Source organism: Pseudomonas sp. UBA6276 (assembly GCF_002438365.1).
GTDB lineage: Bacteria > Pseudomonadota > Gammaproteobacteria > Pseudomonadales > Pseudomonadaceae > Aquipseudomonas > Aquipseudomonas coleopterorum.
Map to the genome: position 1 here is coordinate 11946 of NZ_DJUS01000176.1, position 22043 is coordinate 33988.

Sequence of the window (22043 nt, forward strand, 5' to 3'; positions counted from 1 at the left end):
ATCATTAGGGGCCCCGCATGGCTGATTCCGACGTCCAAGGGATGCTCGTACGCATCGAGGCCACCACCGCTCAGTTGCGCCAAGAGCTGGCGCGTGGCGAAACGGCCGTGGCCAAAACGTCCGGCCAAATCGATAACAGCCTGGGTGTGGTCGATAAAGCCTTCGACCGCACCGGTGCCAATGCCAGCGTGCTACAGCGCTCGATCAGCGCGGCATTCACGGGCATGGGCCTGGCCGCAACGGCTGCGATCGCGGGGCTGGTGGCGATCACCACCAAGACGACCGAGTATGCGCAGGAAGTGCGCAACCTCTCCACGTTGTCGAACACCTCCACCACTGAGTTCCAGCGGATGGCTGCCGGCGCGCGAACCGTGGGTGTCGAGCAGGAAAAGCTGGCGGATATCTACAAGGACACCACCGACCGCGCTGGGGAGTTCATCTCGCGCGGCGGTGGCGAGATGGCGGATTTCTTCAAGGAGATCGCCCCTCGGGTCGGCGTTACTGCCCAGATGTTCGCCAACCTGTCCGGTCCTCAGGCCCTGCAGCTCTACTACAACTCGCTGGAAAAGGCGGGGCTCAATCAGCAGCAGATGACCACCTACATGGAGGCCATGGCGGATGAAGCGACAGCGCTGATTCCACTGCTCAGGAACAACGGCGCAGGTTTCCAGCAGCTTGGCGATCAGGCAGAGACGGCTGGAAACATCCTGTCGAGCTTCCAGATTGACCGGCTGGTGCAGGTGAACCAGTCCATCAAGACACTGGAGCAATCGTTCGCCGGTGCGACACGCCAGTTGGTGGCTGGAATGCTGCCTGGCATCGAGAGCGTTACACAGCGCCTCAACGCGATGTCGAAGAATGGCGTCACTGAAGGCCTGGGCGCCGGCATCGGCTTCCTTGCCGACAACCTGAATATTCTGGTTGCGATCCTGGGGGGCAAGGTAACGGCTGCATTTGTCGGCTACTTGTCGAACCTGGCAGCGAGCACTGCGGCCAGTGTGCAGTCGCGTTCCGCGAACATTGCCCAGGCAGCCAGCGCAGTGCAGGTGGCCACCGCCAATCAGATCGCGGCGCAATCAGCCACGCGCCGGGCGGAGAAGGAAGCCATCGCCGCGCGCGGCACGGCAGTTCAAACGCAGATGTCGATCCAGCTGGCCGAGGCCCGGATGGCAGAGCGCTCGGCAACGGCGCAAGTCGTTGCGGCGCAGGCCACCTTGAAGAGCGCTTCCACCGGAGTTCTCTCGTTGCTGGGCGGCCCCGCCGGGATTGCGGCCTTGGCGGTCGGCGCGGGTATCGCGTTTCTGACCATGCGCGACAACACCAATGAGGTTGCCAGTAGCCTGGACGCCCTGAAACGTCCTCTGAAGGAAGTCCGCGAAGAGTTCCGAAAGCTGACCCAGGATCAGCAGGGCGCTGAGTTGGTAAAGGTCGCGCGCGATCAGGAGCGGGCGGTGTCTGCCGCCGATGAAGCCTACGGCGATTTCCTGAAGACGGTACGGCAGAACCTCGGCTCCACTGTCGGGACGCGAGTAGGCGCCGAGTTCGACGCTGCGCGGGCTTCCGGCAAGCAGCTTTCAACGGTAGTTGACGACCTGACGAAGCGTTTCAACATCCCCGAGGAAAACCTCAGGTCGATCCGAGAGAGCGCAGGCGCCTTCAGCACGGCCGACAAGGCTGCAACCAAGCTCACGAAGACGCAGCAAGCGCTGACGAAGGAGATGGCGTCTGGACCTACGAAGCCCGTAGTTGAAAATACTGCCGGGGAAAACGCCGCCAACACCTACCTTCAACAATTGGAGAAGCAGCAACACACGCTGCAGGACAAGACTGCGCTGGAGCAGGCCGATCGGTTCATCATCGAGAACAAGATCAAGTCCGAAAGTGACTTGGCTGCCAAGATTCGCGAGCGAGCCAAGGCGATTGATGCGCTCAAGGCTTCCGACAAGGCTGCGACTAAAGGGGAGTCTGAGGCGGAGAGGGCCCGCAAGGCCGCCAACAGCGCGCTGGAACAGCAGGTCAAGACGGCCCAGACATCGTTCGATGCCTTGAAAAAGACCTTCGACCCAGTTGGCGCCGCCGCTGATGAGCTCAAGAAGAAGACCGAAGAGCTCGACCTGCTGTTTCAAAGCAACAAGATTTCGGTTGATGAATACGCCAAGGGCCTGGACTGGCTGAAGGATCAGTACGACACCACAGTCGCCTCGGCGACCGGCCTGTCCCAAGCCATGCAGTACCAGGCGGATCTGGAAAAGCAGCTGAACAACGCCCGGGCCTCCTATGACGCCATGGCATCGTCTGTCGGTATGGGCGACAAGGGCTCGGAGCGTGCTCAAGCGCGCCTCGACTTGGAGCGTCAGACCAACGACAAGATCCTTGGGCTACGCACCGACCTCGCCACGGCCACGACCGAAAAGCAGCGGCAAGACCTGCAGAAACAAATCGATCTGACCGAGGAATACGGCACCCGGCAAGTGCAGGTCATGCAGGAAGGCTGGAAAAAGATCGACCAAGCCCAAAGCGACTGGAGCAATGGCGTCAGCAGGTCCTGGGCAAACTACCGCGACAGCGCTGCCGATGTTGCTGGCCAGACTGAATCGCTGTTCTCAAACGCGCTCAGCAGCACCGAAGACGCCATCGTGCAGTTCGTCAAAACCGGCAAGCTGTCTTTCAAGAGCCTGGCCGACTCTGTCGTCGAGGACTTGATCCGCATCCAGGCCAAACAGGCCTTGGTCGGGCTTGCCAGTTCCGCCTTCAGCTTCCTATCCGGCGGTAGTGCGGCCTTGAGTCAGGGGACCATGACAGGATTCAGCGAAGGATCGTTTGTCGCGAATGCCAAAGGCGGAGTGTACGACTCGCCCAGCCTTTCGACCTTCTCAAACGGCGTCTACAACACGCCCCAGACATTTGCCTTCGCCAAGGGTGCAGGGATTTTCGCCGAAGCCGGTCCGGAAGCGATCATGCCACTGACGCGTGGTGCGGACGGCTCGTTGGGCGTACGTGCTTTGGGCGGCGGCGATACCGACTCAAGCTCGAAGGCCGCCAGTACCCTGGCGGGCGTGACTCAGCATTTTCACTTCGGTGGCGGCGGTGATGCGGTGTCCAGGGCGGAGCTCAAGCAGGCGGCGCAGGAAGGTGCACAGGCCGGCTACCAGATGGTGCTCGGCGACCTCAAAAGAAACGGGGCAGCCCGACAACTGATCAATCGCCGGTGACCGGCTATAGGAGTACCCATGGCGCTTGAGTGGCCTGAATCGCTGGAGCCGACCGAAACTTCGTGGGGCATGACGTACAACAACCAGGCGTTCACCTCGACGCTTTCCAACGCGCAGCAGATCGTTGGCTACCCTGGCGCCTACTGGATGTGCACGTTGACCTTCGGCGTGCTGTTTGAAGAGGATGAGCGGCAGCTGACGGCGTTGATCGGTCGACTGCATGGGATGTTCGGCACGGTAAAGATTCCGGTGCTTACACGCACCCGTGAGGATGACGTTGGCGCGGCGGTGGTGATCTCTGGAGTGGCCCAGGCCACTACCATGATCATCGGCGGCGTCACTCCAAACGCCAGAGTTTTTTCCCTGGGCGACTACCTGACGATTGAAGGCGAAATGTTCGAGGTTGTGCAGGACGCCTACGCGAATGCCCAGGGTCGGGTAACGGTGATGCTGAACAAGCGTATCCGCCGAGCGCTCAAGGTGGGCGCCGCGGTGGAGTACCGCAACCCGTACTCGGAGATGCGCCGCGTTGTGGACACCCACGAGGTGGCCATCCAGCCGGTTGTATCTAACTGCACGCTGCAATTCCGGGAGGCCTTCTGATGGCTACATCCTTTCCCTTCAGCCAGGGCGTCATCGACATCCTGTCCACCGGTCGCTTCATGGTGGTCTATGCCTGCCAGTTGGATTTCATCGACGGCATGGTGTACGCGCACACGGGCACCGGGCAGATCGTCATCGATGGCATCACCTATGAGGGCGTCGGTCAGTTCGGAGAGATTGGACAGTCGCAGGAGAGCGATAACTCTGGGTCGCCCATGTCGGTGGATCTGAAGCTGTCCGGCCTGGACGCCTACATCCTGCGCGAGACGAACATCCGGGGCTGTCGCGGCAGGCCTGGCAAGCTCATGTTTGTCGCGTTCGACGAGGCCGGCAACTACGCGGCCGACATCCTGTTCTCCGGCCGCATGGACGCCGCCGAGTTTCAGTTCGGCGGAAATGGTAGCGACGGCAACAGCATCACCGTCCCGGTGATCGACCGAATGGCGGAGTGGAACCGCACGGGCACCGAGCGCTGGACGGATGAAAATCACCAGGCCCGCCACGACGGCGATCGCTTCTTCTACGCCGTCGCGCAAATGGCCGAATGGCCCCTGTACTGGGGCGCTGGCAAGGATGCTCCGGCGTTCACCTACGAAAAGTGACCCTATGCGAAATCGAGATTGGACCACGCGTCTGCACGACGTCATCAAGGCCGCCCTGGAGCGGCCTTTTTCATGGGGCGAATTTGACTGCTGCCTGTTTGCTGCCGACTGCGCGGTGGCCGTTTGCGGGGTCGATCCTGCTGCACTGTACCGCGGCAAGTACAGCACCGAGGCGGGCGCCAAACGTGCGCTGAAGAAAAATCACGGCAGCCTCGAGGCAGCGTGGGATGCCTGCTTTGCCAGGGTGGCGCCGGCATTCGTCCAGCGTGGTGACGTCGCCATGTACGAAGGGCCGCAGGGTAAGGCAATTGCCGTGTTCTGGGCAGGTGAGTTCTGGGCAGCGACCGATGACGGCGCTGCCCGGGTGGTGTGTGAAGCGACAGCTGTGTGGAGAGTTGAATGAGCGGCGGAGTCAAGAAAATAGCCCAGGTGGCCGTGGGCGCTGTCGTGGGTTTTGTTCAAGGCGGCCCGATCGGCGCGGCCATTGGCGCCGGACTGGCGTTCTATGCTGCTTCCCAGCAGGAGGCGCTCACCAACAATTCGTCCGTACGCGCCAGTGAGCCGTCTGCTCAGACGGTGCGGTCATCCAAGGCGCCGATCCGGTTCATCCTGGGTCGCGTCAGCACAGGCGGGGTGCTTGTCTGGGCCCAGGAGCAGAGTGGCGCTCAAGGGGCAGGGGAGTGGGTGCACCTGGTTTATGTCCTGAGCGAAGGCCCCGTCAGCAGGCTGGAAGACATTTTCCTGGGGCAAGAATCGATCAGCAAATTTGGCGACGATGCCACGTACGAGCTGGTGATCAATCCGACCACGGTCAACGCCTTTCTCAAGACGAACTGCCCGGACTGGAAAGACACGCAGATCGGCCGGGGCCTGTCCTATGTGCGCCTCTCGTTGCGTTACAACGCCGAGAAATTCCCCTCAGGCATTCCGGACGTGCGGTTTGTGGTGCGAGGGCGCGACGACATTTACGATCCGCGCACCGGCGCCTCCGGCTACACCCAGAACACGGCGCTGCACATCCTCTGGTATCTGCGCACCCGTTGCGGCGTGCCTGACGACGAGATCGTGTTTTCCACCTTCGCCAGCGCGGCCAACGTGTGCGACGAGCTGGTGACAAACGCTGACGGGACCAGCAGTAAGCGCTACACCACGGCTTGCGTGATTGCGGCCAATGAGCAGCGCACCCAGGTCATTCAAAAACTGGAAGCTTCCTGCGCAGGCAAACTTATCCGGGTCGGCGGTCGCTGGATGCTGCAGGCCGGTGCTTACTATGGCCCGTATGACTTCGAAATCACCGAAGACATGGTGATTGGCACGATCAAAGGCGGTACCGAGTCCACCAATGATGCGGCCATCAACACAGTGCGCGGCACGTTCATCGATACCACCCAGGCTTGGGCCGAAACGGACTATCCCGAGGTGGTAGTTAGCCAGTGGCTGGTTGAGGACGGCGGCGAAGCGGCGGAGACCTTGAGCTATCCCTATGTGACGGATGCCTATCAGCCGCAACGCCTGGCCAACATCGAGTTGCGCCGGCGGCGCGCGGGCGGCGCGATCAGCATCCCGATGAACTTTGCTGGGTACAACTGCCGGCCTGGCCGCGTGGTGCGCGTGAACCTGCCTTCGCTGAACATCCTGGGCGAGTTCATCGTCACCAACTGGGCGATGGGTGCCAAGGAAGGCTGCACGGTGTCCGTGGCGCAGTATGAGCAGGCGATCTTCGACGACGCAGTAGGCCAGCCCTACAATCCGCTCGGTTTCATCAATCTGCCTTCCGGTGGGCTAGGGGCGCCTACCGGTGCGGCATGGTCGGCGGAGACGGTGGCCGAAGTCATTCAAGGCGTTCTGTCCTGGGCACCGCCAACCGGTATCGTGACGGAATACGTGGTCACTGTCCGACAGGCCTCTACGGTAGTGCAGGCTCATACCGTTCCCGCCAGCAGCCTCAGCTGTAATATCACTGGATTGATTTCTGGCAACTACACGATGAGTGTGGCGGCTGTTGGACCCATGACCAGGTCAGGCGAGGTCTCGATCAACGTTTCAATCAACGGGCCGCCCACACCAGAGGCTTGTGCGGTTCATTCCTCAATCGATTCGGTCACGCTTGTTCCAAGCAATGCACGCAACGGATTGAATAGCGGGTTCTACGAATTCTTCTACAGCATAAATCCCAAGGCTACCGCAGCGGGCGCGCAGTATTTGGGGCAGGGCCTGAGCTTCACCCACGCAGGGCTGGCTTTTTCGACGATCTATTACTACTTCATCCGTTCGGTGAACGCCTATGGAAAGAGCGACTTTCTGTATGTGCCTGCCACGACATCCAACGATGTCAGTACATACCTCCAGGCTATCGCAGGTAAGGTCGAGAAATCTGCTTTGGGCAAGGAACTGGCGGCCGACATCGAGTTGATCACCGGCATCGGGCCAGGTTCGGTGAACGAACGCCTGGACGAAGCAAAGGCTTTGGCAGATGAAGCGCGCGTGCGCTTGGGTCAGCAGATAGCCGCTGTCGATACCGAACTGGAAGGAGTAAAGAACGAACTGAAGGGGCAGATTGATGCAATCGCCGATCTTGCCGACTCGATGCCGTACAAACCCGACCAGACCTATGCTGTCGGCCAGGGCGTCCTTGGTGCTGATGGTGTTATCTACCAAGCCGTCAAGGATGTGCCGGTCAACACGCCGCCACCCAACACCACTTACTGGCTGAACGTCGGTCAGGCGGTGGTCACTGCGAACGGCCTCGCCGCGCGCGTGCAGACTGTGGAGACGAAGGTCACTTCAGTTGAAGGGGTGAACACCGCCCAGGCGCAGCAGATCACCGGATTGCGCACAGACGTGGACGGCAAGGCGTCGGCGAGCAGTGTGCAGAGCATCGGCAACCGGGTGACCACTGCCGAGAACTCGATCAGCAGCCAAGGCTCGGCTTTGACCGGCTTGAACAACAGCCTCAACACCACGAACACTAACGTCAGCACTGCTCAGACCGCCGCAAACAACGCGGCCACGCTGGCCGGTAGCAAGGGCAAGGTGCTGGTGCAGTCGGCGGCGCCGACGGCGGCGGAGCAGTTGGCGCAGAACCTGTGGATCGATATTACAGGTGGGGCCAACACGCCCAAGCGATGGAACGGATCGACCTGGGCGGCGGTGACCGACAAGGTGGCCACTGACGCAGCCGCCGCCGCCGCGAGCGCCATGACCCTTGCGCAGACCAAAGCCGACGCCTCGGCGGTCACGGCTCTGACCAGCCGAGTCACTGCTACCGAGGGATCGATCACCTCGCTCAGCTCGAACGTTGTTAGTCTGGGCAACTCGATCACCGCAGCGAACGTGGCGGGGTCGAACATTATCCCCAACGCCTCTTTTGACCCGAGCTACAACCAGATGGGATTTGCTGTAGTAGCCTCCAGCAGTGCTGGGGTCCCCGCCAGTTGCCCGTTCAAGTACGTGGCTCGGTTGGCTAGCCGGGATCACGTCCCCCTGATTTCAGTGGTGCCGTACACCCCGGCTAAGCCCGGTGATGTCTGGAGGGTGAGTGCGTTGGTTGCCTGTGGTGCTGGCGCGGCCCCGTTCAACTTCTACTTCAACCGTGGCTCCGACCCGAGCACCTACGCGGCAGTCGGCAACGGTGCAGGCAACGTCACCCCCACAACTACCTGGACTCGAGCTTCTTGGGATTACACCGTTCCGGCCGGAACGTTCTTCATCCAACCCTTTTTGCAGATCGAGCAGCCACACGGCGGCTCAGGCACTGTCTGGTACGTCACGGATTGGAGGGTCGAGAACATCAGCGCGGCAAAAGCAGCACAGGCAACTGCGGACGCTGCTTCCAGTGCTGTTTCCTCACTGACGAGTACAGTCGGCCAACAGGGCGCTGCTATCACGTCGATTAGTAGCAACATCGTAAACCTGACGAATAGCGTCGGTAACGCTGGCGGGGAGAACTTGGTTTGGAACCCCGACTTTAACAAGGCAGCTGGCGTCGCCAACGACTTGCCTGACGGCTACGACGCGGACGGTCCTGGGAACGCGGGGGCCTCTACGGGCGTGTTCGCTCTCGTACCGTCGTTCATGAACAGTGCTGAAAAAGCACAGCGCATAACAGTCACCGGGATTGACACTAGCGCCTTGTACCGCTCTATACGGAACAGCAGGACACGCACCCCCAAAGTCAGCGAAGGTCAGGCTGTGTGCTCCTCGATCAATGTCATGGGCACCGCTGGGCTTGGGTTCCGCATATTCATGCAGCAACTAAACGCGTCAGGCGCGCTGATCACGACCACTCCCAGTGACCTGACTATCCTAAACGGCTCGGCGCAGCGGGTGTTTCTGACGATCCCCGTTCTGGCTGCGGGCGTCACGCAGATTGTGATGTTCTACCGCGTTTACGGCGGTACGAGCGTGACGAGTGGCTTCATTGACATGGCTCGGCCTCAGGTTGAGTACGGAATAGTACCAACCGGCTGGAAAAACAACGGTCAGGTTGAGGTCCTTGCGCAATCGGCCACTTCCAACGCCGTGGATGCCCTGACCTCAACAATCACGACTCAAGGCAGTACTATCACCAGTGTTGCTGGTAGGACTACTGCGCTCGAAAACACAGTAAACAGCCCGGCTAACGGCCTACCGACCAAAGCTAGCGCAAGCGCAGTCACCGACCTGACCACTCGGGTTAGCTCGGCCGAGGGGGCGATCACCACACAAAGCTCTGACATCACAGTTTTGAAGAACTCAATCAACGCTGCGGGTTCGTTCGTGGCGGGGGTTTCGTGGGAGTTCACCGGGTCCAACAGGGGCTGGGTCGCCCTGACCTCGGGCGCCACCATGACCCCCGGAGCGCTGTACTCTACGGTCAGTAAGTACACCAACGTACAAATCAGCGGGATTGCGGTGTCAGGCGCCGAAAATCCTTTCGTACGATTCAGGTTTCGTCGTAAGAACACTAGCCGCCCCAACGGTGCGATGTACTGGGCCAACGAAGACGGAGGCCTGGCTGAAGTTCGCAGGGCGAACTTTCCTATCACGGGCAGTGAGGACTGGCAGGATGTTGAGATCGACCTGTCAGGCAACAGCGGGTGGAACGGCAAGGCCATCAACACCATCCGTCTCGACTTCTCGAATTCGAACGACGCCAGTATGGTTGTAGATTTGGGGTACGTCGCGTTGGGCCGGAAATCGGCGGCAGCTTCGGCACAAGCTGTGTCTTCGATAGACGCCAAGGTTACACAACAGGGCGCCACACTCACGAGTCAGGCTACACAGGTTGCCTCGCTGCAAACGGCCGTCGGTAACGCCAATACAGCCATTCAGACCGAAATTACGGCTCGCACGAATGCCGATACCGCGCTGGGTCGGCGTATCGACACTGTGCAGTCTTCTGTGGGCAGTGCCAATGCCCTAATCCAAAGCGAGTCGTCTACCCGAGCCAATGCTGATGCGGCTCTGGGGCGCCGCGTTGACACGGTGCAAAGCTCCTTGGGCGATACGAATGCATCGGTGCAGCAAACCTCGACGGCGTTGGCTGGACTGAACGGTCAAGTCAATGCGCAATATTCTGTGAAAGTCATGACGACAAGCAGCGGAATGAAGGTGGCGGCAGGGTTTGGCCTGGGCTTGGAAAGTGAAGGAGGCGTGACGCAATCCACCTTTGCCGTCAGCGCTGACCGGTTTGTCGTGCTGAACGCAAACTTGGGGGGCGGGGCGACTTTGTCATCACCGTTTACCATTGAAAACGGTCAAGTATTTATTGCTGATGCCTATATCAAGAAAGCCACAATCCAGCAAGGTATTGTGGGGCAGGGGCTGTATTCGCAAACCTTCACCAACTACGGCGCGCCGGTAATGAATGTGGACTTCAATGCTGGTCAGATTCTTATCCAAAATAGAACAACCAACGGCGCCTATATGTTCATCCGACAGGACGGTATATTCATGGTGCAGAACGGCGTGGTTGTAGTGGAGCTAAGCATGGGGTAGTCAAATAATGGCTGGATTGATTCTGCGTAATCCTGCTAATGGCCAAGAGATTCTGAATATGACTGGTAATTACAGTCAGGATTTAGGATCGGTCATAACGAATGGTAACAACGGCTCAGTGACCATTTCGTCACCTCCAGCGGGTAAGACGTTGTTCTATAGCATCTTGCCGCTGGTCGATCTGCAGAGAGAAAAAGGTAAGCGCCCCGGCGTTACCATTTCAGGGAATACGCTCTCATGGGCGTATTCATACAACACAAACGGTTGGGGCTTCTTTTCGGCGAACTGCCGAATTGCCTATGGGTACTTTTAATGGCTGGCCTAAAAGTCAGGAAGCTGGACGGCACTATGTTGCTCGATAGTGAAAAGATCACCTACGGTTTGGTCAAAAGCGGCTACCTGACGCAAGGCGAGATATGGCCGCGCAAGCGCATTCGCTCGATCAATCTCGACCCTTCCCAAGGGACGAGTTGGGCCGACGATGCTCCGGGTACTGGCGATCAACAGTGGACCTTCACAGTGCCGGATTGTGTAGCACCCATGCTGTTTCTGGTGGGTGACGGGTGTCTGAATGGCGTCAGCGCCTCGGGCAATACTCGAACCTACATTTTCGGCAACGCTTCGGGGTCGACGAAGGTGTACGCCTTTGATCAGATGCGTGAAATGGGCTCTGGCCCTAGGTTGCGTTGCCGAAATGTCGCAACAGGCGCTATTACGTTCAACTCATACATGGTGCCGCTGAATATTATTGCCCAAGTAGCAGCGCCCGGCCCAGGAACGCAGCAAGGAAACACGTATGTGACTGCCTATGTAGGTGGAAATAACGAGCTGATCAAGGGCAGTTATCCATCAATCCAGTATTCAAAGGTGCGCGTACCACTAGAAAATGAAGAGTACGCAGTACACTTGCCATTCAGCCGTAACGCAGCAGTTGTAGATAACGGTGGTGCAATGGGTTATAGCGTTATTGAAGGCGCGGGCGGTTATATTGGTGGCGTTCAATTCATGTTTGGACCCGCTGGCGGGTCGCCGTCTACTCAAGCGGGCGGCCAGCGTGTTGGTTATTATGCGATGGTCTTTGACCGGATGCCTGTTGCGTTGGTAACGCGCACATCAAACCTGCCATTTCCTTTTAATTAAACGATCCAATTACAAACCCTTGCCGCCATAGAGCGGCGTTTTCATTTGGAGATTCAGATGCCCTACATTGTCATCAACGGTGCAAATTCGTACGACCCCAATAACCAAGTGGAGTACGCCACCGAAGCCGAGGCGGACGCCAAAGCGCGGGAGATCTTGCAGTCGTTCCCCCAATCGTCGATCCGGACGGCCCAGTTGCTCAACAGCTACAGCGCGAAGGTGACGATCAGCACCAAGGCCGTGCCCGAGCCTTCGTCGGCGACAACTGAATCGCCGACTGCGGAATAAAACACCCCACTCCATATGCCCGCCTCGAGCGGGCTTTTTTACGTCCGGAGAAAAGCATGAAGACCTCACCGAAGGGCATCGCCCGGATCAAATCTGCCGAGGGACTGCGGCTCAGGGCCTACCCCGACCCCGGCACTGGTGGCCTGCCCTGGACGATCGGCTACGGCAGCACGGCAGGCGTCACCCGGAACATGGTCATCACCGAAACTAAGGCCGAGCAGATGCTGGCGGCCGACTTGGTCCGGTTCGAGCACATCGTGGAGCGCCTGGTGCACGTGCTTGTCACCCAAGGCCAGTTCGATGCGCTTGTGTCGTTCACCTACAACGTCGGGGAGGGCAATTTCACCAAGTCGACGCTGCTGCGCAAGCTCAATGCAGGTGATACCGCCGGTGCCGCCGAGCAGTTCTCCCGCTGGGTCCATGCAAGCGGCAAGGTGCTGCCGGGCCTGGTCAAGCGGCGCGCCGCCGAGCGCGCCTTGTACTTGGGTATCGCGTGACCTGACCAACAATCAAGCGCTCCACTGCGCTGCTTTCCAAAGGTGACCACCATGGCTGCATACACCGTTCAAAACATTTTCCCTTGGCGTCTCTCTAACTCACCGGTAGTGATAACCGCTGTGGTCAAGTCCGGCACGATCGTCGTCGAGAAGCAGGCGGGTGATACGTGGGTTCCTGCCTTCACGTTCACCGAAACCGGCTGTCAGGCGTTGTGGCTGGGACGCGGCCGCTTCCGGGTCACTCCAACCGGCAGCGCTGTTTATGAGACCGACGAACTATGACTGTCACGGCGGGCAATGGAATCATCGCGGCGCCAGGCAACAGGGCGTCGATTCAAGGCATCATCGCCAGCAGCGGAGATCGCCGAGGGCTGCAGCTGATTCAGAACTACAAGTTCGCCACCGATCTGGCCGGATGGGCGGCCGACCCTGCCTACGCTCGAAAGACGGATATAGGGTTCAACGGCGGCGATCCCTTTGTCGAGTACAACGGCGTGTCAGGCAATTTTGACAACTTCACCACCTCGAACGACGCTGATTCGGGGATGCTGGTGGAGCCGTCCACGACCTACACCATCAGCGGCACCCGAACGGCCAGCTTCACCGGGAACTACCCACAGGCGCAGATCAACACCGGCGCAGATGATGGCGCCGGCCACGCCTTCCCCGGCACCACCCTGGGCTCCATGCGGTTCACGGCGGCTGCGGCCGAGACTCGCTGGTCGCTGCACTTCACCACCGCCGCTGATACGAAGAGGGTCTGGATTCGATTCCAGGGCCTGGGCGGCGTCGGCCGATTGCGTCTGATGAAGCTCAACCTGACCAAGGATGCAGCTGTTCAGCCGTACCGCGACTACTTCAATAGCGGCAAGTGACGCACCTAATGGCCCTGATGCTCTCCCAACTGCTCGAGCGCGGATGCGAGAGCGGGAGAGCTGGCAAAAGCTTCTGATAGAGGGCTGATAGCAGGTGTAGCTTGCGAGCGGTTTTTTTAATTTATACGGGCTGGGATTAGATAGGCAGAACATAATAATCTAATCCCCATAAATCCGTATATCTGGTAACTCCTTTAGTTGCTTCCGAGGGCAAGGCTTCCGTCAGATCTAAGCAGTATTCCAATGCGCATTCCTTCGAACGTACACTGAGTAATCATTTGATTTATTTTGCTAATTGATCCTGCGCTATTTATCAATTCTGGATGTGAGGACGTATACTTCACGAAAAATCCGGTGGGGGTATATAGTTCGGCAGCCGTTTTAAGTGCGGCGGCGCCTTCCCGCCGAATTTCGTAAAGCACTTGACCGTTAAGCTTGCACACGGTGACCTTGTCGTGGTGTTCCAAAGTCACGCCTGCCTTCTTGGCACTCGAGGTTTCAAATAGCCTTGAGCCTACGACTTTGGTCAGGTAGGTGCCGTCTTCATGGTATATGGGGATCTCTGTCGTAAATCCTGCTTGTTCTGTTCGCACCACCTGAATAAGCGGCGTGTCATCAAATTGAAGTACTATAGGCACATTGGTAAATGTGTTTGTTCCTAAGATAACTGAAGGGGCATTTTGAAATACCAGCTTATCCATGCTCTCACCTATGACATTGGCAATCCGAAATCCAATCCTAATACCCTTACCGGCCAAGGATCAACAGTCCAGAAGTTGATAAATAAATAATTTCTAAAAATGGATTTATCAGCTAAGCTGTATGCGCCCCCGATTTAGAAACTATCCACAGCAGGTCCCGCCAAGGGAACACGCTCTGAACCCTGATCAGCTTGCAGGTCCCGCCGTGCACGAATGGCTTTGCCGAATCCTGTAGCGACTGCCACCCATCGCAACTCCTGCAGCGGATGTGTGGAAAGGGATCATCGTGCACGGACCAGAATCTGGTCCAGGTGTCTACATCACTGAGCTTGGGTGTTAGGTTCAGCCATTCCAGCGTGTCCATGTGCGCCTCCGTTGTCCTGGCGCAATGATAGTCGTCAGCGCCGTTCCTCGCCGCAGGATTGCAAAGCCCAGCTGGCTGGTGCAAGAATACTGTTCATCTGTACAGTATTCGAGTCATGCCATGGAAAGCCCATTCCAATCCGAAGCCCACAACATCTCCCTTGACGACCTGCTGTGCATCCGCGCGCCCGGCACCTACCTGGTTCGAGTGGCCGGCGACAGCATGACTCGCGCGGGAATCTTCGACGGTGACCTGCTGATCGTCGACAAGGGTGCAGAAGTGAGGCAGGGTCAGGTGGTGATCGGCGTTGTGAATCAGGAGCCGATGGTGAAGCGACTGGACTATGTCCGCGGCATGCCTGTGCTGCGGTCTGAGGGCGCAGGCCACCACCGCTTTATCATGGAAGGCGACGAGTTCACCGTTTGGGGCGTCGTCACCCACAGCGTACGCCAGCACGGCGTCGAACCATGAGGTGCCAGGTCACGCCTCGGATGCGGCAGGGAAAGCCAATTGATGCAGCCGAGGTACGGGCACTGCCGCCGGCGGTTGGCGATCTGCGGATCAACGACGAGATGTGCCAGGCCCTGGGCCGGACATCGAAGACGGCCAGTGTCCGAGGTGTGAACTCAATCGGGCCGAGCGAACTGCCTCTGCTGCATGAGGCGGTGCTGTCATGGATGGCGCCGAACGGCTTTGTTCTGAGCGGCCTGGAGGAAGAGGGCGGTTGCCTCTATGCGCAGTCTTGGTGGTGCCGGAATTTAGGGTAGAGGTGGGCAGAACGCCCGGGAGGGTGCTGGAATGCAGCGTGACCAAAACGTGAGTCACGCCAGTTCACAGCGTGAACGAGGTGAGCATTTGTGAGACAGCGTGACCGATTGCGGGCGGCGTAAACGCTTGTTTTTAAAGGGCTCCCTCAAGGAGCATATGATTTAGGTTCCAGCGCCGAAAGGTGTAAGAGTTCGAGTCTCTTCGTCCGCACCAACCAGAATGGCAAGGCCCAAGCCTGCCGCTCAACGTGAAAGCCGCCTCAGGGCGGCTTTTTCGTGTCTGCGATTTGGCGAGCGCTTCACCCGCTCAAGGCTTCACGCCTCCACCGGTTGGACCATGCTGAACGTGATGACATTGCCGTTCTGCTCCACACTCAGGTTGCCGCTGTGAGCCACCGCGATTGCCTGGGAGATGTACAGTCCGATCCCTAGGCCGTTCTTGTTGCGCAGGTTCTCGGCGCTGTGCGGCTTGAACGGCTGAAACAGCGTCGCCAGCCGCTCGGGCGCCACCGGAGTGGTCTGATTGAGCACGGACAATCGCGTGTTCTGCTGTTCAGTGCTCAAGCTGATCAGTACCGGTGTGTCGGGCGTGCCGTGGTAGCGAGCATTGCCTAGAAGGTTGGTGATGACCTGCGCGTAGCGATCCGGATCGACCATGGCGCGTACGTCCGGCTCGATGCGGGCTTCGATGGTCAGGCCGGGAAAAGCCACGGCGGTTTCGTGGACGATGCTTTCCACCAGTGTCGACAGATCGGTGTCGACCCGATTGACCATGATGCCAAGACCCGACTGCAGGCGACTCATCTCCAGGATCTGGCTGATCAGCCGTTCCATGCGACCGCTGGAGTGGCTGATGTGCTTGCGCAGTTCGGTGTCGCGCGTTTCGTTCGAAGACAGCATGGCGGCGGCCATGGAAATGGACTGCAGTGGGTTGCGCAGGTCGTGACCGAGCATCGCGATCAGGCGCTGGCGCATGCCATCGATCTCGCTGGCACGGCTCAGGCACAACTCGACCAGGTCACGCCGCAGCTTCTCGGCGATGGCGATGTCGGTATCGCCCCAGCTGGCCGAGCGTCCGCGCACCACTTCTTCCCAGGCTTCGAACGAGCCTCGGGGTGTCAGCCGGGCGCCCGAGGGCCCGACCTTGATGATCTTCTCCGGCTTGCCGCCCCAGCGCACGTTGTTGATTTCTTCCTTGCGCAGCCACATGACCCAGCCCGATTCCTGTCGGTGGAAGCGGACCGCCAGAATGCCACAGTAGCCGCTGGTGTTGCGCTCGCTTGCCGAGCCTTGCCAATGCTCGGTATGGAACACCTCGAGGTTCGGGTCCTGTTCGACGTGTTCGAGCACCTGGCGGCACAGGGCGTCGAAATGTCCGCCGATGCTCTGGGTACGTCCCGACATCACCACCGCAGCACCATCGCAGGGAATCAGCGAGGCAATATTGTCCGGATCACCCGCCAGGGCGCTGACCAGATCTTCGGAGTCGCGGGCCAGGGTCATGAGTTTCTGTTGCTGGTCGCTTGCCTGCTTCAGGGTCTGTGTGGCCAGGTTGTGTTCCAGGCGTTCGACCAGTGCGCTGCAGACCTGCGAGATGACCTGGAACGACATGCGCAAGGGGTGAGCCATCGTCTTGGGCGACATGTGGTGGCAGGAGAACAGCCCCCACAGCTTGCCACCCACGACGATGGAAACGCTCATCGAGGCGCGCACGCCCATGTTGGTGAGGTACTCGCAGTGGATCGGTGAAACGCTGCGCAGGGTGCTGAAGCTCAGGTCGAACGGCTGGCCGGTTCGCGGATCCAGTGACGGGATCAGTGGCGCTGGCGCATAGGTCACGTCGGCGATCAGGCGAATCGGATTCAATATATAGAGCAGGCGAGCCTGGGCAGGGATGTCCGAGGCCGGGTAACGCTGGCCCAGATAGCTTTCGAGGTCTTCGCGATGGGCCTCGGCGATGACCTCGCCGGACAGGTCGGGACGAAAGCGATAGGCCATGACCCGGTCGTAGCCCGTCATGTTGCGGATTTCCTGGGTCACGCGGCTCAGCAGGGCATCGATGTCGTGGCGGTTCTGCATCTGGCTGATGATGCGTTGCGCGTACAGGGCGAACTGGCTGAAGGAGCCGCTGGCCGTACGGCGCGGCTCGAACTCCAGATAAAGGATCTGCAGATGGCGATGGGCAACCACGTCGAACAGGCGGCCGAGCAGCACGCTTTCGACACTGTTGGCCCAGTGATCGCTGCTGGCAAGCCCCTCGGCAATCAGCGCCAGGACATCGCCGCCCAGCAACTCGCCGTCCGGCGTGCTGCCCGGCAGTACATCCAGCCCGATGGTCGCCATCAGGTTGGCGCTGCGGCTCAATACGCGACCTTCGGCATCCAGCGCGATCAGTGCGCCGTGAGGCTGGATCGCGCCCGGCCGATGGATGGGCTCGTCCTCGCAATTGGCGAGGGAAACCGGCGGCACGGGACTTATGGCCATGAAGGTCCTGCGATGATAAGCATTGTTACCGGAAACGACAGAATGGTCGTGCTCTCCGCATCGATGTGCAAGGTAGTGACTTTATCCGTTCACAGGATACCAGCGAGCCAATCATTGTCTTGCAAAACTTGTCCGAGGTATCACTTTTCATCCGTGATTGCGCCTTGTTTTGTTGCCGTTGGACGGTTTCTGCCACGACTTTGTGCCCATCCATGTGCATAGGGTGACTTCTTGAGTTCGAGCCACTAGAATGCTTGCCCTTGATCTGGGGTCGGAAATGGCCGGCTAACGTCTGTGCAACGAGGAAAATCCATGCAAGTTTCTGTTGAAAACACTTCCGCTCTCGAGCGCCGCATGACCATCGGTGTTCCCGCCGAGCGCATCGAGGCCGAAGTCAACAAGCGTCTGCAACAGACCGCCCGTAACGCCAAGATCCCGGGCTTCCGTCCAGGCAAGGTGCCTATGAGCGTCATCCGTCAGCGCTACGAGGCTGACGCGCGCCAGGAAGCTCTGGGCAACGTCATCCAGGCTTCCTTCTATGAAGCCGTGGTCGAGCACAAGCTCAACCCAGCCGGCGCGCCCGCCGTCGAGCCGAAAGTGTTCGAGAAGGGCAAGGATCTGGAATACATCGCTACCTTTGAAGTGTTCCCCGAATTCGAAGTCGGCGCGTTCGACAGCATCGAAGTCGAGCGCCTGAGCGCCGACGTCGCCGACAGCGACCTGGACAACATGCTCGAAGTGCTGCGCAAGCAGAACGTGCGTTACGAGCAGGTCGAGCGCGCTGCCCAGACCGAAGATCAGCTGAACATCGACTTCGTCGGCAAGATCGAAGGCGAAGCGTTCTCCGGTGGTTCGGCCAGCGGTACCCAGCTGGTACTGGGTTCGGGCCGCATGATTCCCGGTTTCGAAGACGGTCTGGTCGGCGCCAAGGCCGGTGAAGAGAAGGTGCTGAACCTGAACTTCCCCGAGGACTACCAGAACCTCGAGCTGGCCGGCAAGGCCGCCGAGTTCACCGTCACCGTCAACAGCGTTTCCGAAGCCAAGCTGCCTGAACTGAACGAAGAGTTCTTCGGCCAGTTCGGCATCAAGGAAACCGGTCTCGACGGCTTCCGCGCCGAAGTTCGCAAGAACATGGAGCGCGAGCTGCGTCAGGCCATCAAGGCCAAGATCAAGAATCAGGTCATGGACGGTCTGGTATCGACCAACCCGATCGAAGTGCCCAAGGCGCTGCTGGACAACGAAGTCGACCGTCTGCGCGTTCAAGCCGTGCAGCAGTTCGGTGGCAACATCAAGCCCGACCAACTGCCGGCCGAGCTGTTCACCGAACAAGCCAAGCGCCGCGTCGTGCTGGGCCTGATCGTCGCCGAAGTGGTCAAGCAGAACGAGCTCAAGCCGGACGAAGCACGCGTGCGCGAGCTGATCCAGGAAATGGCCTCGGCCTACCAGGAGCCCGAGCAAGTTGTATCGTGGTACTACAAAAATGACGAGCAGCTGAACGAAGTCCGTTCGGTTGTGCTGGAAGAACAAGTTGTGGATACTGTTCTGCAGAAGGCTAAGGTGACCGATAAAGCGGTCTCTTACGAAGAAGCAGTCAAACCGGCGGAAGCAGCACAAGCCGACTGATTGTCCAACTCGTTGGAAATTCAACCACAAGCCAGCCTCGCGCTGGCTTGCGCGTTTTCAAGACATGACTATTTGGGAGTAACTGCAGAGCATGTTCCGTAATTCCTATATTCAGCAGAACTCTGATATCCAGGCCGCTGGCGGCCTGGTCCCGATGGTTGTCGAGCAATCCGCTCGTGGCGAACGCGCCTACGATATCTACTCGCGCCTGCTAAAGGAGCGAGTGATCTTTCTGGTTGGCCCGGTAGAGGACTACATGGCCAACCTGATCTGTGCGCAGCTGCTGTTCCTCGAGGCGGAAAACCCGGACAAGGACATCCATCTCTACATCAATTCCCCAGGCGGTTCGGTCACTGCAGGCATGTCGATCTACGACACCATGCAGTTCATCAAGCCGAACGTGTCGACCACCTGCATTGGCCAAGCCTGCAGCATGGGCGCATTCCTGCTGACCGCCGGTGCCGAAGGCAAGCGTTTCTGCCTGCCGAACTCACGCGTGATGATTCACCAGCCACTGGGCGGCTTCCAGGGCCAGGCGTCGGACATCGAAATCCATGCCAAGGAAATCCTGTTTATCCGTGAGCGTCTCAATGCGCTGATGGCCAAGCACAGCGGGCGCACTCTGGAAGAAATCGAGCGCGACACCAACCGCGACAACTTCATGAGTGCCGAAGCTGCGCAAGCCTATGGCCTGATCGACAAAGTGATTGACCGTCGCCCCGCTTAACATGAGCCGCTCAAAATAGGGCTGGTTGGCATGCCCGACCATTGCCGGGCTTGAAAAAGCCCGCAATAGCCTTCATCTTGTGTTGCAAGCCTATCGGATTTGGATCGATCGAATGACTGACACCCGCAACGGCGAGGACAACGGCAACAAGCTGCTCTATTGCTCCTTCTGTGGCAAAAGCCAGCATGAAGTGCGCAAATTGATTGCCGGCCCCTCGGTCTTTATCTGCGACGAGTGCGTCGACCTGTGCAACGACATCATCCGCGAGGAGGTGCAGGAAGCCCAGGCCGAGAGCAGCGCGCATAAATTGCCCTCGCCCAAAGAAATAAGCGGCATCCTGGATCAGTATGTGATTGGCCAGGAGCGCGCCAAGAAGGTTCTCGCGGTAGCGGTGTACAACCACTACAAGCGCTTGAACCAGCGTGACAAGAAGAATGACGACGTAGAGCTCGGCAAGAGCAACATCCTGCTGATCGGCCCGACCGGTTCGGGCAAGACGCTGCTGGCCGAAACCCTGGCTCGCCTGCTCAACGTCCCGTTCACCATCGCCGATGCCACCACCCTGACCGAAGCCGGTTACGTGGGTGAGGACGTCGAGAACATCATTCAGAAGCTGCTGCAGAAGTGCGACTACGATGTCGAGAAGGCCCAGATGGGCATCGTCTACATCGACGAAATCGACAAGATTTCGCGCAAGTCGGACAACCCGTCCATCACTCGTGACGTTTCGGGCGAAGGCGTGCAGCAGGCGCTGTTGAAGCTGATCGAGGGCACCGTTGCCTCGGTACCGCCTCAGGGTGGTCGCAAGCATCCTCAGCAGGAGTTTCTGCAGGTCGACACGCGCAACATCCTGTTCATCTGCGGTGGCGCATTCTCCGGCCTGGAGAAGGTCATCCAGAATCGCTCCACCCAGGGCGGTATCGGTTTCGGTGCCCAGGTGCGCAGCAAGCAGGAAGGCAAGAAGGTTGGCGAGTCGCTGCGCGAAGTCGAACCCGATGACCTGGTCAAATTCGGTTTGATTCCCGAGTTCGTCGGTCGTCTGCCGGTGCTGGCCACCCTGGACGAGCTGGACGAAGCGGCACTGATCCAGATTCTCACCGAACCCAAGAACGCGCTGACCAAGCAATACGGCAAGCTGTTCGAAATGGAAGGTGTGGATCTCGAGTTCCGTACCGACGCGTTGAAATCGGTTGCCCGTCGCGCGCTCGAGCGCAAGACCGGTGCCCGTGGCCTGCGTTCGATCCTGGAAGGCATTCTGCTCGACACCATGTACGAGATTCCTTCGCAGACGGATGTCAGCAAAGTGGTCATCGACGAAAGCGTGATCGAAGGGACGTCCAAGCCGCTGTTGATCTACGAAAACAGCGAGCCGCCGGCGAAGGCTGCACCCGACGCCTGATCGAAAATCTGAGCTGAAACAAGGAAGGGGCCTACGGGCCCTTTTCGTTTTTCAGACAGCGAACTTGTTTTTTGCCGGGCAAGCCCCCACATTGAAGGCATGTTCAATTCCATCTGTTTACGGCCTTCGGGGCCGCTGTAGAGGCGAAATCATGAAGACAACCATCGAATTGCCTCTCCTGCCATTGCGCGATGTCGTCGTCTATCCGCACATGGTTATCCCGCTGTTTGTGGGTCGTGAGAAGTCCATCGAAGCCCTCGAGGCGGCGATGTCGGGCGAAAAGCAGATCCTTTTGCTCGCGCAGAAGAATCCCGCCGATGACGATCCAGGTGAAGACGCCTTGTACCGTGTCGGCACTGTCGCCACCGTCCTGCAGTTGCTCAAACTGCCCGATGGCACTGTCAAGGTGCTGGTCGAAGGCGAGCAGCGCGGCAGTGTCGAGCAGTTCCTGGAGATCGACGGCCACGTGCGTGCCGAAGTGCAGTTGATCGACGAGGTCGACGCTCCGGATCGCGAGTCTGAAGTGTTCGTGCGCACCTTGCTGGGCCAGTTCGAGCAGTACGTGCAGCTGGGCAAGAAGGTTCCGGCCGAAGTACTGTCCTCGCTCAACAGCATCGATGAGCCCGGTCGCCTGGTCGACACCATGGCCGCGCACATGGCGCTGAAGATCGAACAGAAGCAGGAAATACTCGAAATCATCGAACTGCCTGCGCGTGTCGAGCATGTGCTGGCCCTGCTGGATGCCGAGATCGACCTGCTGCAGGTCGAGAAGCGCATTCGCG

General features: G+C 59.1%; 17 protein-coding genes. 15 read left to right on the forward strand and 2 right to left on the reverse strand.

All coding sequences use genetic code 11. The annotated features are described in order from the left end of the window. Positions 1-17 precede the first annotated feature (17 nt). The 10 genes from B2V21_RS19880 (at position 18) to B2V21_RS19930 (ending at position 13196) form a co-directional block, all read left to right on the forward strand. Positions 18-3212, forward strand: a complete 3195-nt coding sequence (locus B2V21_RS19880; RefSeq protein WP_286917802.1) for a phage tail tape measure protein — start codon at positions 18-20, stop codon at positions 3210-3212. Positions 3213-3230: 18 nt separating this feature from the next. Then, positions 3231-3815, forward strand: coding sequence for a hypothetical protein (locus B2V21_RS19885; protein WP_286917803.1), 585 nt, complete (start codon positions 3231-3233; stop codon positions 3813-3815). Continuing rightward, positions 3815-4417 (forward strand): hypothetical protein, encoded by a 603-nt coding sequence (locus tag B2V21_RS19890; RefSeq protein WP_286917804.1) that lies wholly within the window; start codon positions 3815-3817, stop codon positions 4415-4417. The genes B2V21_RS19885 and B2V21_RS19890 overlap by 1 nt, the downstream gene beginning before the upstream one ends. A gap of 4 nt (positions 4418-4421) precedes the next feature. Beyond that, complete coding sequence (locus B2V21_RS19895) at positions 4422-4820, forward strand: DUF6950 family protein (protein ID WP_049859359.1); 399 nt, start codon at positions 4422-4424, stop codon at positions 4818-4820. Next, the gene (locus B2V21_RS21680; protein WP_376787033.1) at positions 4817-10396 is read left to right on the forward strand and encodes a phage tail tip fiber protein; all 5580 of its coding nucleotides are present in this window, start codon (positions 4817-4819) and stop codon (positions 10394-10396) included. The genes B2V21_RS19895 and B2V21_RS21680 overlap by 4 nt, the downstream gene beginning before the upstream one ends. A 237-nt stretch (positions 10397-10633) precedes the next feature. Further along, positions 10634-11536, forward strand: coding sequence for a hypothetical protein (locus B2V21_RS19910; RefSeq protein WP_286917805.1), 903 nt, complete (start codon positions 10634-10636; stop codon positions 11534-11536). Positions 11537-11593: 57 nt separating this feature from the next. After that, a complete protein-coding gene (locus B2V21_RS19915) occupies positions 11594-11824 on the forward strand; it encodes a hypothetical protein (protein WP_286917806.1) in 231 nt (76 codons plus the stop codon). Between the two features lie 56 nt (positions 11825-11880). Next, entirely contained in the window at positions 11881-12321 is a 441-nt protein-coding gene (locus B2V21_RS19920; protein ID WP_286917807.1) for a lysozyme, read from the forward strand. 51 nt (positions 12322-12372) lie between these two features. Further along, a complete protein-coding gene (locus tag B2V21_RS19925) occupies positions 12373-12603 on the forward strand; it encodes a hypothetical protein (protein ID WP_286917808.1) in 231 nt (76 codons plus the stop codon). Further along, positions 12600-13196: a hypothetical protein gene (locus B2V21_RS19930; protein WP_286917809.1), complete on the forward strand. Its 597-nt coding sequence runs from the start codon at positions 12600-12602 to the stop codon at positions 13194-13196. Before B2V21_RS19925 ends, B2V21_RS19930 begins: the two co-directional genes overlap by 4 nt. Before the next feature lie 194 nt (positions 13197-13390). Here B2V21_RS19930 and B2V21_RS19940 read toward each other — a convergent pair whose 3' ends face one another. Continuing rightward, positions 13391-13897, reverse strand: coding sequence for a hypothetical protein (locus B2V21_RS19940; protein ID WP_286917810.1), 507 nt, complete (start codon positions 13895-13897; stop codon positions 13391-13393). A gap of 484 nt (positions 13898-14381) precedes the next feature. Here B2V21_RS19940 and B2V21_RS19945 point away from each other — a divergent pair, with 484 nt between their 5' ends. After that, positions 14382-14732 carry a LexA family protein gene (locus B2V21_RS19945; RefSeq protein ID WP_286917811.1) on the forward strand — a complete coding sequence of 117 codons (351 nt, stop codon included), beginning with the start codon at positions 14382-14384 and terminating at the stop codon, positions 14730-14732. A gap of 611 nt (positions 14733-15343) precedes the next feature. On the opposite strand, the gene B2V21_RS19950 is transcribed toward B2V21_RS19945, so the two are convergent. Continuing rightward, complete coding sequence (locus B2V21_RS19950) at positions 15344-17512, reverse strand: GAF domain-containing protein (RefSeq protein WP_286917812.1); 2169 nt, start codon at positions 17510-17512, stop codon at positions 15344-15346. A gap of 312 nt (positions 17513-17824) precedes the next feature. Between B2V21_RS19950 and tig the strand changes: the two genes are divergently transcribed. The 4 genes from tig to B2V21_RS19970 all read left to right on the forward strand — a co-directional run. Continuing rightward, positions 17825-19135: a trigger factor gene (gene tig, locus B2V21_RS19955; RefSeq protein ID WP_049858851.1), complete on the forward strand. Its 1311-nt coding sequence runs from the start codon at positions 17825-17827 to the stop codon at positions 19133-19135. A gap of 91 nt (positions 19136-19226) precedes the next feature. After that, entirely contained in the window at positions 19227-19862 is a 636-nt protein-coding gene (gene clpP / locus B2V21_RS19960) for an ATP-dependent Clp endopeptidase proteolytic subunit ClpP (RefSeq protein WP_049858850.1), read from the forward strand. 112 nt (positions 19863-19974) lie between these two features. Continuing rightward, complete coding sequence (clpX, locus tag B2V21_RS19965) at positions 19975-21261, forward strand: ATP-dependent Clp protease ATP-binding subunit ClpX (protein ID WP_056843582.1); 1287 nt, start codon at positions 19975-19977, stop codon at positions 21259-21261. Between the two features lie 151 nt (positions 21262-21412). Then, on the forward strand, positions 21413-22043 hold a 631-nt coding region (locus B2V21_RS19970), incomplete at its 3' end, for an LON peptidase substrate-binding domain-containing protein (protein WP_286917813.1).

Coding starts and splice junctions, on each gene's coding strand:
- clpX (WP_056843582.1), top strand. CDS start 19,975: ATGACTGACACCCGCAACGGCGAGGACAACGGCAACAAGCTGCTCTAT.
- B2V21_RS19920 (WP_286917807.1), top strand. CDS start 11,881: ATGAAGACCTCACCGAAGGGCATCGCCCGGATCAAATCTGCCGAGGGA.
- clpP (WP_049858850.1), top strand. CDS start 19,227: ATGTTCCGTAATTCCTATATTCAGCAGAACTCTGATATCCAGGCCGCT.
- B2V21_RS19950 (WP_286917812.1), bottom strand. CDS start 17,512: ATGGCCATAAGTCCCGTGCCGCCGGTTTCCCTCGCCAATTGCGAGGAC.
- tig (WP_049858851.1), top strand. CDS start 17,825: ATGCAAGTTTCTGTTGAAAACACTTCCGCTCTCGAGCGCCGCATGACC.
- B2V21_RS19890 (WP_286917804.1), top strand. CDS start 3,815: ATGGCTACATCCTTTCCCTTCAGCCAGGGCGTCATCGACATCCTGTCC.
- B2V21_RS19910 (WP_286917805.1), top strand. CDS start 10,634: ATGGGCGTATTCATACAACACAAACGGTTGGGGCTTCTTTTCGGCGAA.
- B2V21_RS21680 (WP_376787033.1), top strand. CDS start 4,817: ATGAGCGGCGGAGTCAAGAAAATAGCCCAGGTGGCCGTGGGCGCTGTC.
- B2V21_RS19885 (WP_286917803.1), top strand. CDS start 3,231: ATGGCGCTTGAGTGGCCTGAATCGCTGGAGCCGACCGAAACTTCGTGG.
- B2V21_RS19880 (WP_286917802.1), top strand. CDS start 18: ATGGCTGATTCCGACGTCCAAGGGATGCTCGTACGCATCGAGGCCACC.
- B2V21_RS19895 (WP_049859359.1), top strand. CDS start 4,422: ATGCGAAATCGAGATTGGACCACGCGTCTGCACGACGTCATCAAGGCC.
- B2V21_RS19930 (WP_286917809.1), top strand. CDS start 12,600: ATGACTGTCACGGCGGGCAATGGAATCATCGCGGCGCCAGGCAACAGG.
- B2V21_RS19915 (WP_286917806.1), top strand. CDS start 11,594: ATGCCCTACATTGTCATCAACGGTGCAAATTCGTACGACCCCAATAAC.
- B2V21_RS19925 (WP_286917808.1), top strand. CDS start 12,373: ATGGCTGCATACACCGTTCAAAACATTTTCCCTTGGCGTCTCTCTAAC.
- B2V21_RS19945 (WP_286917811.1), top strand. CDS start 14,382: ATGGAAAGCCCATTCCAATCCGAAGCCCACAACATCTCCCTTGACGAC.
- B2V21_RS19940 (WP_286917810.1), bottom strand. CDS start 13,897: ATGGATAAGCTGGTATTTCAAAATGCCCCTTCAGTTATCTTAGGAACA.